Below are 15,251 nucleotides of genomic sequence, written 5' to 3' on the forward strand. Positions count from 1 at the left end.
GCTGAGGTTGTCGGAGGTGACCGTCGCGATGCCGACGATCTCGGCGTCGTGCTTCTCGGTGCACTTCTTCTTGCGGAGCAGGACCGTCCCGTCGTCCTCGTCGACGTCGACGCACTGGCCGACCTCGGCGTTGCCCGGAGTGACCACGGAGTCGGCGAAGAGGAAGAGCGCCGCGCCCGCGACCGCGGAGCCGATCGACATCAGGAGGCCGATGATGATGCCCGCGATGGCGAACCCACGGCCCTTGCGCTGGCCGCCCTTGGTGCGCGAGAGCCCCACGAACCCGAGGACCACGCCCACCGGTGCCAGACAGCACAGCAGGCTGGTCACCAGGGCCGCGATGGAGATGCCGTCGGTCCGCGGCGGCATCGGGTCGGAGCCCCCGGGGAAGGCACCCGGAGCGCCGTACCCTCCACCGCTGCCGCCGGGGTACGGCGGGGGCGGCGTCGGCGGGCCGTAGGGGTTCGGCGGCTGGCTCTGCCCGTAGGGGCTCTGGCCAGGGGGGTTCTGGCCGTACGGATCGCTCACGGGCGCCACCTTAGCCGCGAATGGCGGTTCTTCTAGTGGGGTTGAAAGAATGGTGGCGGGCCGTGCAGGCGCCCATGCAATCAGGCACGCTGGGCGTCCGGCGCGATCGGCTTCGCCGACGACGGAGGAGCCGATGAAGGAGGAACGCTCATGGGAGCGCGGCACGATCGCATCTACGTGTACTACCCCCGAGGCTCGCGCAGCGGAGGGCCCGAGGCGCTTCATCAGCTGGTCGACAGCCTGCGCCGTCAGGGAGAGGAGGCCTTCCTCGTGCCGATCGGTGGGACCGAGACCGAGGAACGCGTCTCCGAGTATGCGCAGTACGACGCGCCCGAGGCCGAGATCCGCGACGCCGACGGATCAGCGGTGGTGCTCCCCGAGGTGTGGTTCGGCTCCCTCGGTGTGTTCGAGCACGCGACGCCGTACTGCTGGTGGCTGAGCATCGACAACTCTCCGGCGTTCGCGGCCGACTGGCGCTATCGCGACCCGTGGCGTCAGGTCACCCGACACGCGGTACCCACCGAGCGCCCGCCGCTGGACATCGGATTGCTGCGGCGCGTCGTCAACCTCACGCAGTCGCACTACGCATGGGCGTACCTGTTCACCCGGCTCGGCACGTCCGCGTCGATGCTGTCCGACTACACCGATCCCGCGCCCTACGACGCCCTGGAGCTCGCGGCGCCGGGCGCGCGAGGCCGCACTGTCGCCTACAACCCGGTCAAGGCCGACCTGATCACCGAGGTGCTCGCGGGCCTCCTGCCGGACGTGACCTTCGTGCCGCTTGTCGGTCTGACGCGATCCGAGTTGGCCGCGACCCTGGCCGACTCGGCGATCTACCTCGACCTCGGCTTCCACCCGGGCAAGGACCGCATGCCCCGCGAGGCCGCGCTCGCCGGAGCCACTGTCGTGGTGGCTCGCCGCGGCGCCGGCGCATTCCACGTCGACACGCCCCTGCCGTCGGAACACCGGCTGCTGCCGACCGAGGACATGATCGAGCGCGCGGCGGAGGTCGTCCGCTCGATCCTCGCGGATCCTGACAGCCACCACGCTCGGCAGCAGTCCTACCGCGAGGCGGTGCGCACCGAACGGGAACGCTTCGACGAGCAGGTCCGCCGCATCTTCGTCGAGGGCCGCCTGGGTGACGACGGCACCGAACCCTTCGAGGACGCTCCTGTCGTGATCTCGACGACGACCGCGCTCTCGCACCAGCCGAGCAATCCGCCGGCCGAGGGTCCGGTCACGATCTCGGATCCCGACTCCGGTGATCGCGCCGGGGCGGGCCTTGAGACGGTCCGCGTCCTCTTCGAGCAATGGAGGGCTCAGGTTGCGGCACTCAGCGCAGGCGCGCCGCCTGCGATCGACCAGGTGACGGGTATCGAGCCGCCCGCCGAGCGCCTGCTTCGGGAGCTCGACCTGACGCGTGCGAGGCTCAAGAAGGTACGCGGCAAGCTCCGCGCCCGGGACAAGGAGCTGGCGTACCTAAGGGCCGAGGGCCATCGGCGGGGCGTTCGGGCGGTGCTTGGGCGCATCTCACCGCGCCGTTGAGTGGGTTCCTTGCGCCGGCATTGGCGGGAGGGCAACCGGCAGGGTCAGTGCAGATCTTTCGCCACACGGTCGGTAGGGTGACGCGCCATGGAAGCGACTGAGCCGCCCGCCGCGCCGCCTTCTCCGGGGCGGGCGGGAGTTTCGGCAGGTCGTCGCATTCCGCCCTGGATCCTTCCGCTCGGAACGGCGGTCGCGGCGCTGATCGCCCTGCTTTCCTGGGGCATCGCGACCCCGGTCGGCTCTACGCCCGATGACGACTTCCACATGCCGTCGATCTGGTGTGCGCCGGGAACCGAGACAGGCCGGTGTGAGCTCAGCCCCAAGGGCACGGACTTCCGGCGAGTCCCGGGCCTGTTGAGCGAGAAGGCCATCTGTTACCGCTCCGACGGCGGCGCGACAAGTGGTCGCTGCCAAGAGCGTCAGGCGCCCAAGCACCTCGTCGCGACCGATCGGGGCAACTGGGATCACTCCTACCCGCCGCTCTACTACCGGACGATGTCGTTGTTCGTCTTCGACCGGGCAGGCGAGTCGATCCTGCTAATCCGCGGGGTCAACGCGCTCCTCGCCGTCGGCCTGCTCGGTGCGCTGTGGTGGGCTCTCCCGCGAAAAGAAAAACCCCTTGCCGTCGTACCGATGGCAGTGATGAGCGTTCCGCTCATCACGTACTTCATTCCATCGACCAACCCGAGCACGTGGACGATCACCGGTTGTGCCGCCCTCCTACCGGCGTTGTGGGCGCTGCCTGCTGCATCGCGAAAGCGGGGTGTGGCGCTCTCGGTCATCGCGGTCGTCAGCGCGCTGCTGGCGGCCGGAGCCAGGACAGACGGTGCGCTCTTCGTGCTGATGACGGTCGGGCTGGTGGGTCTTATGCGGTTCCGGGAGTACCTCGCTGCTCCTCTCCGGTTGGTCGCGCCCGCCCTGAGCGCACTGGTCGGAGCCGGCTTCTTCCTCAGCGCCGGCCAGAGCTCGGTTCTCGCCGGCGACATCACCACTCTCGACCGGGATATCGGGACCTTCGACCTGCTAGCCCACAATTTCCTCAACATGCCAGACCTGTTGCTCGGAGCTGTTGGGCTCGGTTCGGTGGGCATGACCGGATGGCTGGACACGCGCTTCTCGTCCTTGCCCTCCTACCTTGTCCTCGGCGTGTGGGCCGCAATGATCACCGTCGGCCTGCGCGCCATGACGCGGGCCAAGGCGGTCGGGGTGACATTGGTCGCACTCAGCCTTCTGGTCTACCCGTTGTTCATCCTCGGTCAGGTGAGGGCCGTCGTCGGCGAGATGATGCAGGCCAGATACATGCTTCCCCTCCTCATCATGCTCACAGCGACTGCCCTGCTGGGCGCTGACGGTGTCGCTGCCCGACTGTCACGCCGTTCCTACCTACTCGCCGTGGGAGTTCTCAGCTTCGCCCACGCGGTCGTGCTGCACATGCAGATCCGGCGTTACGTCACGGGTCTCGACGTCACGGGCTTCAACCTGTCGAAGAACGTCGAGTGGTGGTGGCCCCACATTCCCGGCCCGATGGCGATGTGGGTCATCGGCTCGATCGCCTTCTCGGTGGCCGTCGCCGGGGTCCTGTCGACAGTGCGTGCGTCGAGTCGCGCCGTCGCAGAATAGGGTTGCTGTCGCAGCCGATCCAAGAGGAGAAGACATGTCGGAGGAGCTCGACAGGGACAGGGGCTCGGCGACGGCAGGCGCCGACTACGCCGAACGCCTGCGTCGCAAGGAGAACGCGGCATGGAAGCGGGCACTCGACGTGCAGCGGCCCTACCGTTGGAACCTTCGTCGCCTCGACCTGGGTCGCACCCTCGATGTCGGTTGCGGTATCGGCCGCAACTTGAGGAACCTTGGCGGGGACAGCGTCGGTGTCGACCACAATGCCGACTCGATCGCCGTGGCGCGGGAGGCCGGGCTCACGGCGTACACGACGACCGAGTTCTGGGAGACCGGTCTCGGGGCACCCGGCTCCTATGACTCGCTGTTGCTGGCGCACGTCCTGGAGCATGTCTCGTCCGAGGTTGCCGACTCCATCGTCCGCGAGTACCTCCCCTGCCTACGCCCAGGCGGGAAGGTCGTCTTCATCACTCCGCAGGAGGTCGGATTCCGCAGCGACCACACCCATATCCGGTGGGTGGACAAGGCGGGGCTGCTGGAGCATGCCGAGGCGTTGGGCCTGAGTGTTCAGCGGTCCTACTCTTTCCCGTTCCCGCGTCCGTTGGGGAAGGTCTTCAAGTACAACGAGTTCGTCCAGCTCGCGACCTGGCCGGGACCCGCCTCCGACAACTGAGCGCCCGGGCTCAGCGGCCGAAGGCGTGCCGCAGCGCCGCCCGGGCCCCCGCGCGGTCACGGTTGCGCAGCGCGCCCGGGACTAGGGAGAGTCCGTGCAGCCGGGACGTCCAGCGGGTACGTGCTGCCCGGGCGGCCCGCGGCCACCGGTGTGCGCGCATGATCTGCGCTGCCTCTGTGAAGTAGCGCCGGTCGTCGGTGAACCGCGTGCCGTCAAGCAGGCCGGCGCCGGACAGGCTCGCCGTGTGGCGGCGGTACCGGAAGGTGACCGCCGGGTCCACGACGAGAGCGGCGCCGTCGACGATCTGGTCCAGGATGATCGCCAAGTCCAGGATGATCGGCAGGTCCTGGCGGAACCGGTAACGCCGGATGTGCTCGGTACGGAAGACCAGGGAGGGCCAGTACAGCCAGTTGCCGCGCAGCAGGCTGGCTGCCAGGGCTTCGCCCTGAAGAACCGTGAGGCCGTCCGCGTTCGGCCGGATCCAGTCCTTCACCCGATCGGCCAGCGGGAGGCAGGGCTCGCCGTGCTCGTCGACCACTTGGACGCCGGGCTGGTACATCGATGCCTGAGGGTGTGCGGCCATCGCAGAGCGCGCGCGGGCGACGTACTCGGGCTCGAGCAGGTCGTCGCACCCCAGGAACACCATGAGGTCCGCGGTGGCGAGGTCCAGACAGCGTTGGAAATTGGCGGCGATGCCCAGGTTCGTCTCGTTGCGCTGGTACCGGATCCGCGAGTCGGTCAACGCTGCGAAGTGCGCAGCGACGCTCGGGTCGGGGTAGGCGTCGTCGATCACGACGAGGGACCACTCGGTGTCGGTCTGAGCGAGGACCGAGTCGACGGTGGCGTACAGCAGCTCGGGCTCGCCCCAGAACGGGACGAGGATCTCCAGACTCGGACCGTCGGCGCTGCTCATGCGTCGGCGTCGGCGTCGGCGTCGCTGTCGGTCACGGACTGACTCTCCTGCTGCAGCTCGAGCCGCAGGAGTGCAAGCTCCTCGGCCAGGGTGCGGGTGCGCTCCTCGAGGCGCCCCAGCTCGGAGCTGTGTTGAAGAGTCATGGCGAGGATGACGACAGAGGCGCCGAAGAAGAGCAGGTTCGACGGGAGCTGCAGGCCCAGGAGGTCGGTCGCCTCGGTGAGGATCACCGGGAAGACCGCGAGGAGGACCACCGCGAAGGCGACCGTTGCCCAGAGGACCGCGTACTTCTCGCGAAGGCGGCGGCGGCGCATCATCTCGAAGAGCAGGATCAGGATCCCGCCGGCCGTGACCAGGCCGAGCACGGTCGTGCCGTTCACGCCGCCACCTTGTCGAGAGACTGATCGAACTCGCCCTGCGCGGACCAGTCCCTGACGAGCGCAAGGATCAGCGCCACCATCGCCCGCGCGAGGTAGATCGCGGCCTTCACGGGTGACTGGCTCGCCTGACCGGCGGCGCGGACTCGCATGGTCACGGGGACCTGGGTCACCCGGCAGCCGGCCCGGCTCGCGATCACGAGCGACTCGACCGTGTCTCCGAGATACTCGGCCGGATAGTGCGCCGCGAAGACGGCGATGGCTCTGCGGTTGGCCACCCGGAAGCCGGACGTGACGTCGGTGAGCCGCGTGCCGGCCACGCGCGAGAGGACGAACGCGAGCATGATCATCGCCCACCGCCGCGGTCCGCGGACGCGGTAAGGGTCGTCCTTGGTCGCGAATCGGGCGCCGATGATGATGTCGGCGCTGTCCAGGTGCTCGAGGAGGGCTGCGAGGTAGGTCGGGTCGTGCTGGCCGTCGGCGTCGATCTGGACAGCTGCGTCGTATCCGTGGCGCTGTGCGTACCGGTAGCCGGTCCGCATGGCGCCGCCGACGCCGAGGTTGTAGGGCAGCTCGCACACCAGCACGCCGTGACGCCTCGCCTCGGCGACGGTCCTGTCGCGCGACCCGTCGTCGATCACCAACACGTCTGCCTGCGGCACCGCGCTGCGGATCTCGCCGATCGTGCGACCGATGGAGGCCTCTTCGTTCCATGCGGGCACGATGATCAGCACGCGCTGCGGAGGCTCACCCTTCATGGATGCGGACTCTAACAACGCCCGCACCTCGGTGACGAAGCGCGAGCAACCTGCTGATTCACCTACGATCAGCCCCCGTGAGTCGTCAGCAGCCCGAACAGCAGGCACCGCCGGTCCAGCGGATCCGGATCCGGTACGCCAAGCGCGGCCGGCTGCGCTTCACCAGCCACCGCGACGTCAGCCGGGCGATCGAGCGGGCCGTGGTGCGGGCCGGCATCCCGATGGCGTACTCGTCGGGCTTCCATCCGCACCCGCGCATCTCGTACGCCGGGGCGTCGCCGACCGGGGCGGCCAGCGAGTCGGAGTACGTCGAGCTGGGGCTCGCCGAGACCCGCGACCCGGCAGCGGTAGGGGAGGCGCTCGACGCCGTCCTGCCCGACGGCCTCGACGTGGTGAGGGCGGTGGATGCCGCGGAGACGTCGGCCGGGTCGTTGGCGGACCTCCTCACGGCCAGCCACTGGCTCATCGACCTCGGGGACACCGACGCGGACCGGGCTCGGCAGGCGGTCGGGGCCTTCCTGGCAGCGGAGTCGGTGACCGTCGAGCGGATGACGAAGAAGGGCCTGCGCTCCTTCGACTGCCGGGCCGCGGTCGTGCGGCTCACGCTCACTCCTGACGGCGACCTCGACCTGCTGCTGGAGCACACCGTGCCCGCCGTACGTCCCGACGACGTGCTGACGGGGCTGCGGGAGGTCAGTGGTCTGAACGTGGCCGCGACCGGCCTGCTGACCCGGGTCGCCCAGGGTGTGCTCGAGCGCGCGACCGAGACGATCGGCGACCCGCTCGCGACCCGCTGAGGCGCTCAGTGATGACGGCCGTGTGACGGCCGTGTGCGATACTCGCCACAGATCTCCAACCGCGCGCGTCCCACCGGACGGCGTGCGGAGGGATCGACGACGTTCTCGCCGGACGGCAGGTGACTGACCGCCCGGCACGGTGGAGACGGACCCACCGCCCGACGCGACGCACACGGCGACCGCGGCAGGCGAGCGGCCCGCCTCCGGCGACGCATGATCGCGGGGGGTGTCGTCCCACGAAGGCTTGTGGCGCCGCCTGTGTGCGAGCGCCGACGACACCCCGGACGCCCAGCGCCCGGGTGGAGGAGTAGCGCAATGACCGACGCGCCCACCGACGCCCCGACCCCCGATCAGCCTCCTGCCGAGGCATCCGCGCCAGCAGAGAAGGCGGCGGAGAAGGGGGCGGAGAACGCCGCCACGAAGCCCGCCAAGAAGGCTGCGGCGAAGAAGACCGCGGCCAAGAAGGCTCCGGCGAAGAAGGCTGCCGCGAAGAAGACGGCGGCCAAGAAGGCTCCGGCCAAGGCTCCGGCCAAGAAGGCTGCCGCGAAGAAGACCGCGGCCAAGAAGACGACCGCCGGGCGCACGAAGGCGACCGCCCAGGCGGCTCCCACTTCCGAGCAGCTCGAGCTCACCGCCGAGATCGCGCCCGACGCGGCCCCGGAGGTCTCGACCGAGGAGGCCGCCGTCATCGCGACCGCCCCCGCGACCTCCGTGCTCTTCCAGGCGCCCGTCGTCCCCGAGAACGAGCCGGCCGCGGAGGAGCCCGTCGCGGAGGAGCCCGTCGCGGAGGAGGCTGAGGAGGAGCCCGCCACGGAGGAGACCCCCGCGGAGGAGCCCACCGAAGAGGCAGCGGACGCGATCGCCGGTGGCGCGACGACCGAGGCCCCCGGCGACGAGGCCGCTGCGTCCCAGGCGGCCGACGAGTCCGCGAGCTCGGACGACTCCGGCAGCGACTCCGACGAGGGCGACGACGACTCCGAGGAGGGTGAGGAGTCCGGCGCCGGCAGCGGTGCCGCGCGCCGTCGCCGTCGCCGCGGTGGCCGTCGCCGTCGCAAGCCCGCCTCGTCCGCCGAGGGCGCCGAGGGCGCCGACGGCGCCGACGAGGACGAGGACGAGAGTGCCTCGGAGGCGGACGGCGCCCAGGGCGCAGAGGCCGCGTCCGAGCCCGCCTCCGACGACGCCGCCGGCGAGAGCGACGAGTCCGAGGACGACGAGGGCACCCCGTCCGGTGGCTCGTCGACCTCCTCGCGCCGGCGCCGCCGGCGCCGCCGTTCCGGCGACGGTGGCGGCGATGCCGAGGGCGACGACCCGGAGAACACCGTCACCCGGGTCCGCAAGCCGCGTTCCCCCGAGGACGAGATCACGGCCGTGGCCGGGTCGACCCGTCTCGAGGCCAAGAAGCAGCGTCGTCGCGAGGGCCGCGAGGCCGGCCGCCGCCGGGCGCCGATCGTCAGCGAGGCCGAGTTCCTCGCCCGCCGGGAGTCCGTCGACCGGGTGATGGCGATCCGCCAGCGCAAGGACCTGACCCAGATCGCGGTGCTCGAGGACAAGGTGCTCGTCGAGCACTACGTCGCCCGCGAGTCGCAGACCTCGCTCATCGGCAACGTCTACCTCGGCCGGGTGCAGAACGTGCTCCCGTCGATGGAGGCCGCGTTCATCGACATCGGCAAGGGCCGCAACGCGGTCCTGTACGCCGGCGAGGTCAACTGGAGCGCGCTGGGCCACAAGGACGGCGAGCCCCGCAAGATCGAGTCGGTGCTGCAGTCCGGCCAGACCGTGCTGGTCCAGGTCAGCAAGGACCCGATCGGTCACAAGGGCGCTCGGCTCACCAGCCAGGTGAGCCTCGCCGGACGCTTCCTCGTCTACGTGCCCGACGGCACGACCTCCGGCATCTCCCGCAAGCTCCCCGACACCGAGCGCTCCCGGCTCAAGGCGCTCCTCAAGGAGATCGTGCCCGACACGGCCGGCGTCATCGTGCGCACCGCCGCCGAGGGTGCCTCCGAGGACGAGCTGACCCGCGACGTCGAGCGGCTCAAGGCGAAGTGGGAGGCCATCGAGGCGAAGGTCGCCAAGGGCAATGCGCCGCAACTGCTCCACGGCGAGCCGGATCTCACCCTCAAGGTGGTCCGCGACCTGTTCACCGAGGACTTCGGCAAGCTCGTGATCCAGGGCGACGAGGCGTGGAGCTCGGTCAAGGAGTACGTCGACCAGATCGCCCCCGACCTCGCGGACCGGCTCGAGCAGCATGACGACTCCGGCAACGCGCCCGACCTGTTCTCGACGTACCGGATCGACGAGCAGATCGCCAAGGGCCTGGACCGCAAGGTCTGGCTGCCCTCCGGAGGCTCGTTGGTGATCGACCGGACCGAGGCGATGACCGTCGTCGACGTCAACACGGGCAAGTTCACCGGGTCCGGTGGCAACCTCGAGGAGACGGTCACCAAGAACAACCTGGAGGCCGCCGAGGAGATCGTGCGCCAGCTCCGGCTGCGCGACATCGGCGGGATCATCGTCGTCGACTTCATCGACATGGTGCTGGAGGCCAACCGCGATCTCGTGCTGCGCCGCCTCGTCGAGTGCCTGGGACGCGACCGCACCCGGCACCAGGTCGCCGAGGTCACCTCGCTCGGTCTCGTGCAGATGACGCGCAAGCGGATCGGCACCGGCCTGCTCGAGGCGTTCAGCGAGACCTGCGCCCACTGCCAGGGTCGCGGCATCGTGGTGCACGACCTTCCGGTCGAGCCCAAGCGGGGCGGGGGCGAGCCGGACGAGTCCCGCCGTACGAACCGTCGCCGCAAGGGCAAGGGCGCTCAGGGCGACGCTCCGGCCGAGACGCCGAAGGCGGTCCCCTCGCCGAAGGACATCGCGGCGATGGCCAAGCACGACGAGCACCCCGAGGCCGAGCATCCAGAGGCCGAACAGCCCGAGCCTCCCGAGCAGCCCGAGCAGCCGGTCGAGGCCGCCGAGACGGCTGCGCCGGTCGAGCCGGCGGAGACGGCCCCCGAGCCGGTCGAGGTCGCTCCGGAGCCCGCCCCGGAGCCCGAGGCCGCTCCCGAGCCCGCCCCGGAGCCGGAGCCCGAGCCGGAGCCCGCCCCGGAGCCTGAGCCGGCTCCGGTGGCCACTACGACCGTGGTGACCCGGACCCGTCGGCGTGCGGCGACCCGGCCCGCGGGCCCGCCGGCCGAGACGGTCGTGACCGCGGACTCGGCTTCCGAGCCGGCGTCCGGCGACGGCGGACCGACGGACGAGGGCGAGCACGCCTCCGAGGAGCCGCACGTCGAGCACGTGCCGATCAAGCGGAAGGGCTCGCGCAAGCGCTAGCGGCTGCGCCGCCGGGCCGTGATTTTGGCGGATCCGGCCCGGCTGCGTAACATTGTTCGTCGGTGCGCCGCCGAGGCGTGCCGTTCTGCTGGCACCCGGCATCTCGCGACGAAGTCGCGGCATGGGATCCGCAGTGTGCCGTAGACCCAGACGTTGAACCAGAAGGAGCCCGGTGGTGTACGCGATCGTGCGCGCAGGCGCGAAGCAGGAGAAGGTCGCTGTCGGCGACGTCATCGAGATCGACAAGGTCTCCACGCCCGCCGGCGAGACGCTGACCCTCCCGGTCGTGCTCGCCGTCGACGGTGACAAGGTCACCAGCACCGGCCTGGACAAGGCGGCCGTGACGGTCGAGGTCCTCGGCGCCACCAAGGGCCCGAAGATCATCATCCAGAAGTACAAGAACAAGACCGGCTACAAGAAGCGCCAGGGTCACCGCCAGAAGTACACCCAGGTCAAGGTCACCGACATCAAGCTCTGAGTCTCCACCGGCTCGACACTCTCCGAAGGACTGAAACATGGCACACAAGAAGGGCGCGGCGTCCACCAAGAACGGCCGCGACTCCAACGCCCAGCGCCTCGGCGTGAAGCGCTTCGGCGGCCAGCTCGTCAACGCCGGCGAGATCATCGTCCGCCAGCGCGGCACGCACTTCCACCCCGGCGCCGGCGTCGGCCGTGGCGGCGACGACACGCTCTTCGCGCTGGTTCCCGGCGCCGTCGAGTTCGGCCGCAAGCGCGGCCGGAAGGTCGTCAACATCGTCCCGGGTGAGTGAGCAACCGCTCTCTCTGACCTGAGGCTTCGAAGGGCGTCCCGGTTCGGGGCGCCCTTCGCCCATTTTGGTTTCGAGGCTCGCAAGCTCGCACCTCGACCACCGAGTTTGAAATGATGTAACCCATGGCCGTCCCCACCTTCGTCGACCGCGTGGTCCTGTCCGTGTCCGCCGGCCGCGGCGGCAACGGCGTCGCGTCCGTGCACCGCGAGAAGTTCAAGCCGCTCGGCGGCCCCGACGGGGGCAACGGCGGTCCGGGTGGCTCGGTCATCCTGCGGGTGGACCCCGACGTCACCACGCTGCTCGACTACCACCACAGCCCGCGCCGCAAGGCCGAGCACGGTGGCCACGGAGCCGGCGACCGCCGCAACGGCGCCCACGGCGCCGACCTGGTGCTGCCCGTGCCGGCCGGCACCGTCGTCAAGCAGCGCAACGGCGAGGTGATCGCCGACCTGGTGACCCCCGGCGCGGAGCTCGTCGTCGCCCAGGGTGGCCGGGGCGGTCTCGGCAACGCGTCGCTGGCCTCCAAGACCCGCAAGGCGCCCGGCTTCGCCCTGCTCGGCGAGCCCGGCGACGAGCTCGAGGTGGTCCTCGAGCTCAAGGTCGTCGCCGACGTCGGGCTGGTGGGCTACCCCAGCGCGGGGAAGTCGAGCCTGATCGCCTCCATCTCGCGGGCCCGGCCCAAGATCGCCGACTACCCGTTCACCACCCTGGTCCCCAACCTCGGCGTCGTCACCGCCGGCGAGACGGTGTTCACCGTCGCCGACGTGCCCGGCCTGATCGAGGGCGCCGCCGAGGGCCGTGGCCTGGGCCACGACTTCCTGCGCCACATCGAGCGCTGCGCGGCGATCGTGCACGTTCTCGACACCGCGACCCTCGAGCCCGGGCGCAACCCGGTCGACGACCTCGACGTCATCGAGGACGAGCTGCGCAGGTACGGCGGCCTCGAGGACCGCCCCCGCCTGGTGGCGCTCAACAAGGTCGACGTCCCCGACGGGCGCGGGATCGCCGAGCTCGTCGTCGAGGAGCTGCGCGAGCGCGGACTGCGGGTCTTCGAGATCTCCGCCGTGTCGGGGGAGGGCACCCGCGAGCTCGTCTACGCGATGGCCGAGATCGTGTCGGAGGCGCGCCGGGCGAAGGCCGCGGAGATCCCCGCGCGGATCGTCGTACGCCCCAAGGCCGTCGACGACGACGGCTTCACCGTCAAGCGCACGGGCGCCGGCTGGCGGGTGCAGGGCACCAAGCCGGAGCGCTGGGTGCGCCAGACCGACTTCAGCAACGACGAGGCCGTCGGCTACCTCGCCGACCGGCTCAACCGGCTCGGCGTCGAGACCCGGCTGCTCCAGCTGGGGGCCGAGGAGGGCGACGCCGTCCTGATCGGGCCCACCGACGACGCCGTGGTCTTCGACTTCCGCCCGGGCATCGACGCGGGCGCCGAGAACCTCTCGCGCCGTGGCGAGGACGACCGCTTCCACGAGCAGCGGCCCGCTGCCGCGCGTCGCCGCGAGATCCAGGAGCACCTGCCCGAGCGCGGCGAGGGCGAGACCCGCGCCGACGTGGCCCGCCGCATCGACCAGCCGGAGGTCTACGGCCCGACCTCGTTCGAGATCGGCTCCGAGGACGACCCGGACGCGAAGCCCGCGGCCTCCTTCGACGACGACTGGTTGGAGGACGACCCCGGTGAGTGAGCGGGCCCTCGTGACCGCGGCCCGCCGGATCGTGGTGAAGGTCGGCTCGTCCTCCCTGACCACCGCCGCCGGCGGCATCGATCCGCAGCGGATGCGCGAGCTGGTCGACGTGCTGGCCGCCGCGCGGGAGCGGGGCGCCGAGGTGGTGCTCGTGTCGTCCGGCGCGATCGCGGCCGGGCTCGCCCCGCTGGGCCTGACCAGGCGTCCGCGGGGGCTGGCCGCGCAGCAGGCCGCGGCGAGCGTCGGGCAGGGCCTGCTCGTGCACCGCTACACCGAGGAGCTCGCCCGCCACGGGCTGATCGCCGGGCAGGTGCTGCTCACGCTCGACGACGTGACCCGCCGCTCGCACTACCGCAACGCCCATCAGACGTTCGCGCAGCTGCTCGAGCTCGGCGTGATCCCGATCGTCAACGAGAACGACACGGTCGCGACCACCGAGATCCGCTTCGGTGACAACGACCGGCTCGCGGCGCTGGTCGCCCACCTCGTCCACGCCGACCTCCTGGTCCTGTTGTCCGACGTCGACGGCCTGTACGACGGCCCGCCGTCGCGACCCGGCACCCGGCTGATCCCCGACGTGCGGGGAGCCGCCGACCTCGACCACGTGGTCGTCGGCTCGGTCGGCGCCGCGGGGGTCGGCACCGGCGGCATGGTCACCAAGGTCGACGCCGCCGCGATCGCCACCGGATCCGGTATCCCCGTCGTGCTCACCTCCGCCGAGCGCGCGGGGGATGCGCTGGTCGGCGAGCCGGTCGGGACCCTGTTCCACCCCACCGGGAAGCGCCGCCCGACCCGGCTGCTGTGGCTGCGCCACGCCACGGAGGCCAAGGGCTCGGTCGTCCTCGACGCGGGCGCCGTCCGTGCCGTCGTCGAGCGCCGGGCGTCCCTGCTGGCCGCCGGTGTGACGGGCGTCCAGGGCGACTTCAGCGCGGGGGACCCGGTCGATCTGGTCGGACCCGACGGCGCCGTCGTCGCCCGCGGGCTCGTCAACTTCGACGCCTCCGAGGTCCCGAGCCTCCTCGGCCGCTCGTCGAAGGAGCTCAAACGGGAGCTGGGGGCGGCCTACGAGCGCGAGGTCATCCACCGCGACGATCTCGTGGTCCTCTGACGATCCGGGCCATCGCCCGCAGGAGGACCGCGTCCGGCACGAGCGACGACAGCCGGTGGACGACGGCGGGCGCCTCGACAGCTCGACCCGCGGCACGCGAGGCCCGCACCACGCGTGCCGTCGTACGACGGCGACGGGCCTCGAACGCCGCGAACGCCGCCGTGGCCGAGGTCTCCGAGGCCAGCAGCGAGGCGAGCACCACGGCGTCGACGATCGCCTGGCAGCCGCCCTGGCCCAGGTGCGGGCGCATGGGATGGGCGGCGTCGCCGATGACGACGACCGGACCGTCCCTCCAGCGCCGGAGCCGGTCGCGGTCCATCACGTCGTTGCGGCTGACCGTCGCCGGGTCGGTGGACGCGAGCACCCGGGCCACGGGATCGGGCCAGTCCGCGAACGCCCGCCGCAGGTGGGCGATCTCGTCCTCGGTGGTCGCGCCGGCGGTGGCGCCGGCGGGCTCGCGGTGGGTGGCGAACCAGTAGGCGAGCCGCTCGCCGAGCGGCACGACGCCGAACTCCTGCCGATCGCCCCACACCTGCGCCGGCGCCAGCCCGGGCGCCGTCGTCAGTCCGCGCCAGGCGGGGTAGCCGGCGTACGTCTCGCCCAGGCCGGGGTGGAGGGTGCGGGCGACCTGCGAGCGGTACCCGTCCGCGCCGACGAGGGCGGTGGTCTCGAGCAGCCGGCGGGAGGTGCGCACCCGGACGCCGGTGGCCGTGCGCTCGTAGCCGAGGACGGCCTCGTCGAAGGTCACCTCGCTGGAGCCGATCCGTGCGTGCAGGGCCTCGACGAGGGCGCCGCGGCGTACGGCCACCAGCGGCTCACCGAGGGCGGCACTCGTCCGCGCGAGGTCGAGCGAGCGGATCGTGCGCCCGGTCCGGCTGCGGATCGTCCCGGCGCCGACGGGATGTCCCGCGGCTCGGATCTCCGTGCCCACGCCGATCCGGTCGAGCGCAGCCAGAGCCGCCGGCCACAGGGTGATCGCCCCGCCGCTGCTGCCGAGCGCGGGCCGTTCGTCCAGCAGCCGCAGCCGCCACGGCCCGCCGGCCCGGGTCAGCCCGGCCGCGAGGGCGAGCCCGGCGATGCCGGCGCCCGCGATCACCAGGTCCTGCTCCTCGGCCACCTGCCCACGCTAACGAGTGGTCGTCCGGGCCCGCGGAACCGT

Annotated in this window: 14 protein-coding genes; 9 read left to right on the top strand and 5 right to left on the bottom strand. The window is 71.4% G+C overall.

Translation table 11 applies throughout. The annotated features are described in order from the left end of the window. On the bottom strand, positions 1-528 hold a 528-nt coding region (locus tag FHP29_RS07090; RefSeq protein WP_158296505.1), incomplete at its 3' end, for a DUF4190 domain-containing protein. Between the two features lie 150 nt (positions 529-678). Here FHP29_RS07090 and FHP29_RS07095 point away from each other — a divergent pair. The 3 genes from FHP29_RS07095 to FHP29_RS07105 all read left to right on the top strand — a co-directional run bounded on the left by FHP29_RS07095 (position 679) and on the right by FHP29_RS07105 (position 4,363). Then, complete coding sequence (locus FHP29_RS07095) at positions 679-2,073, top strand: hypothetical protein (RefSeq protein ID WP_139622162.1); 1,395 nt, start codon at positions 679-681, stop codon at positions 2,071-2,073. Between the two features lie 87 nt (positions 2,074-2,160). Next, complete coding sequence (locus FHP29_RS07100) at positions 2,161-3,693, top strand: DUF2142 domain-containing protein (protein ID WP_139622163.1); 1,533 nt, start codon at positions 2,161-2,163, stop codon at positions 3,691-3,693. A 34-nt stretch (positions 3,694-3,727) separates the two neighbouring features. Further along, complete coding sequence (locus FHP29_RS07105) at positions 3,728-4,363, top strand: class I SAM-dependent methyltransferase (protein WP_139622164.1); 636 nt, start codon at positions 3,728-3,730, stop codon at positions 4,361-4,363. 10 nt (positions 4,364-4,373) lie between these two features. Here the strand turns inward: FHP29_RS07105 and FHP29_RS07110 are convergent, their stop codons facing one another. The 3 genes from FHP29_RS07110 to FHP29_RS07120 are packed head-to-tail and all read right to left on the bottom strand — an operon-like array spanning position 4,374 to position 6,411. Then, a complete protein-coding gene (locus tag FHP29_RS07110; RefSeq protein ID WP_139622165.1) occupies positions 4,374-5,276 on the bottom strand; it encodes a glycosyltransferase family 2 protein in 903 nt (300 codons plus the stop codon). Next, the gene (locus FHP29_RS07115; RefSeq protein WP_139622166.1) at positions 5,273-5,656 is read right to left on the bottom strand and encodes a DUF2304 domain-containing protein; all 384 of its coding nucleotides are present in this window, start codon (positions 5,654-5,656) and stop codon (positions 5,273-5,275) included. The genes FHP29_RS07110 and FHP29_RS07115 overlap by 4 nt, the downstream gene beginning before the upstream one ends. Beyond that, entirely contained in the window at positions 5,653-6,411 is a 759-nt protein-coding gene (locus FHP29_RS07120; RefSeq protein ID WP_139622167.1) for a glycosyltransferase family 2 protein, read from the bottom strand. The genes FHP29_RS07115 and FHP29_RS07120 overlap by 4 nt, the downstream gene beginning before the upstream one ends. Positions 6,412-6,488: 77 nt before the next feature. On the opposite strand from FHP29_RS07120, the gene FHP29_RS07125 reads away from it, so the two are divergent. The 6 genes from FHP29_RS07125 (at position 6,489) to proB (ending at position 14,092) form a co-directional block, all read left to right on the top strand. After that, positions 6,489-7,208 carry a TIGR03936 family radical SAM-associated protein gene (locus FHP29_RS07125; RefSeq protein ID WP_139622168.1) on the top strand — a complete coding sequence of 240 codons (720 nt, stop codon included), beginning with the start codon at positions 6,489-6,491 and terminating at the stop codon, positions 7,206-7,208. 315 nt (positions 7,209-7,523) lie between these two features. Then, positions 7,524-10,529 (top strand): Rne/Rng family ribonuclease, encoded by a 3,006-nt coding sequence (locus FHP29_RS07130; protein WP_192903985.1) that lies wholly within the window; start codon positions 7,524-7,526, stop codon positions 10,527-10,529. Between the two features lie 175 nt (positions 10,530-10,704). Beyond that, entirely contained in the window at positions 10,705-11,007 is a 303-nt protein-coding gene (rplU, locus tag FHP29_RS07135; protein ID WP_139622170.1) for a 50S ribosomal protein L21, read from the top strand. 37 nt (positions 11,008-11,044) lie between these two features. Beyond that, positions 11,045-11,299: a 50S ribosomal protein L27 gene (gene rpmA / locus FHP29_RS07140; RefSeq protein ID WP_139622171.1), complete on the top strand. Its 255-nt coding sequence runs from the start codon at positions 11,045-11,047 to the stop codon at positions 11,297-11,299. Between the two features lie 122 nt (positions 11,300-11,421). Then, entirely contained in the window at positions 11,422-12,984 is a 1,563-nt protein-coding gene (gene obgE, locus FHP29_RS07145) for a GTPase ObgE (protein WP_139622172.1), read from the top strand. After that, positions 12,977-14,092 (top strand): glutamate 5-kinase, encoded by a 1,116-nt coding sequence (proB, locus tag FHP29_RS07150; protein WP_192903986.1) that lies wholly within the window; start codon positions 12,977-12,979, stop codon positions 14,090-14,092. Before obgE ends, proB begins: the two co-directional genes overlap by 8 nt. On the opposite strand, the gene FHP29_RS07155 is transcribed toward proB, so the two are convergent. Beyond that, positions 14,061-15,209, bottom strand: coding sequence for an FAD-dependent monooxygenase (locus tag FHP29_RS07155; RefSeq protein ID WP_139622173.1), 1,149 nt, complete (start codon positions 15,207-15,209; stop codon positions 14,061-14,063). The genes proB and FHP29_RS07155 overlap by 32 nt on opposite strands. Between the last annotated feature and the right edge of the window lie 42 nt (positions 15,210-15,251).

The organism is Nocardioides albidus, from assembly GCF_006335005.1.
Lineage (GTDB): Bacteria > Actinomycetota > Actinomycetes > Propionibacteriales > Nocardioidaceae > Nocardioides > Nocardioides albidus.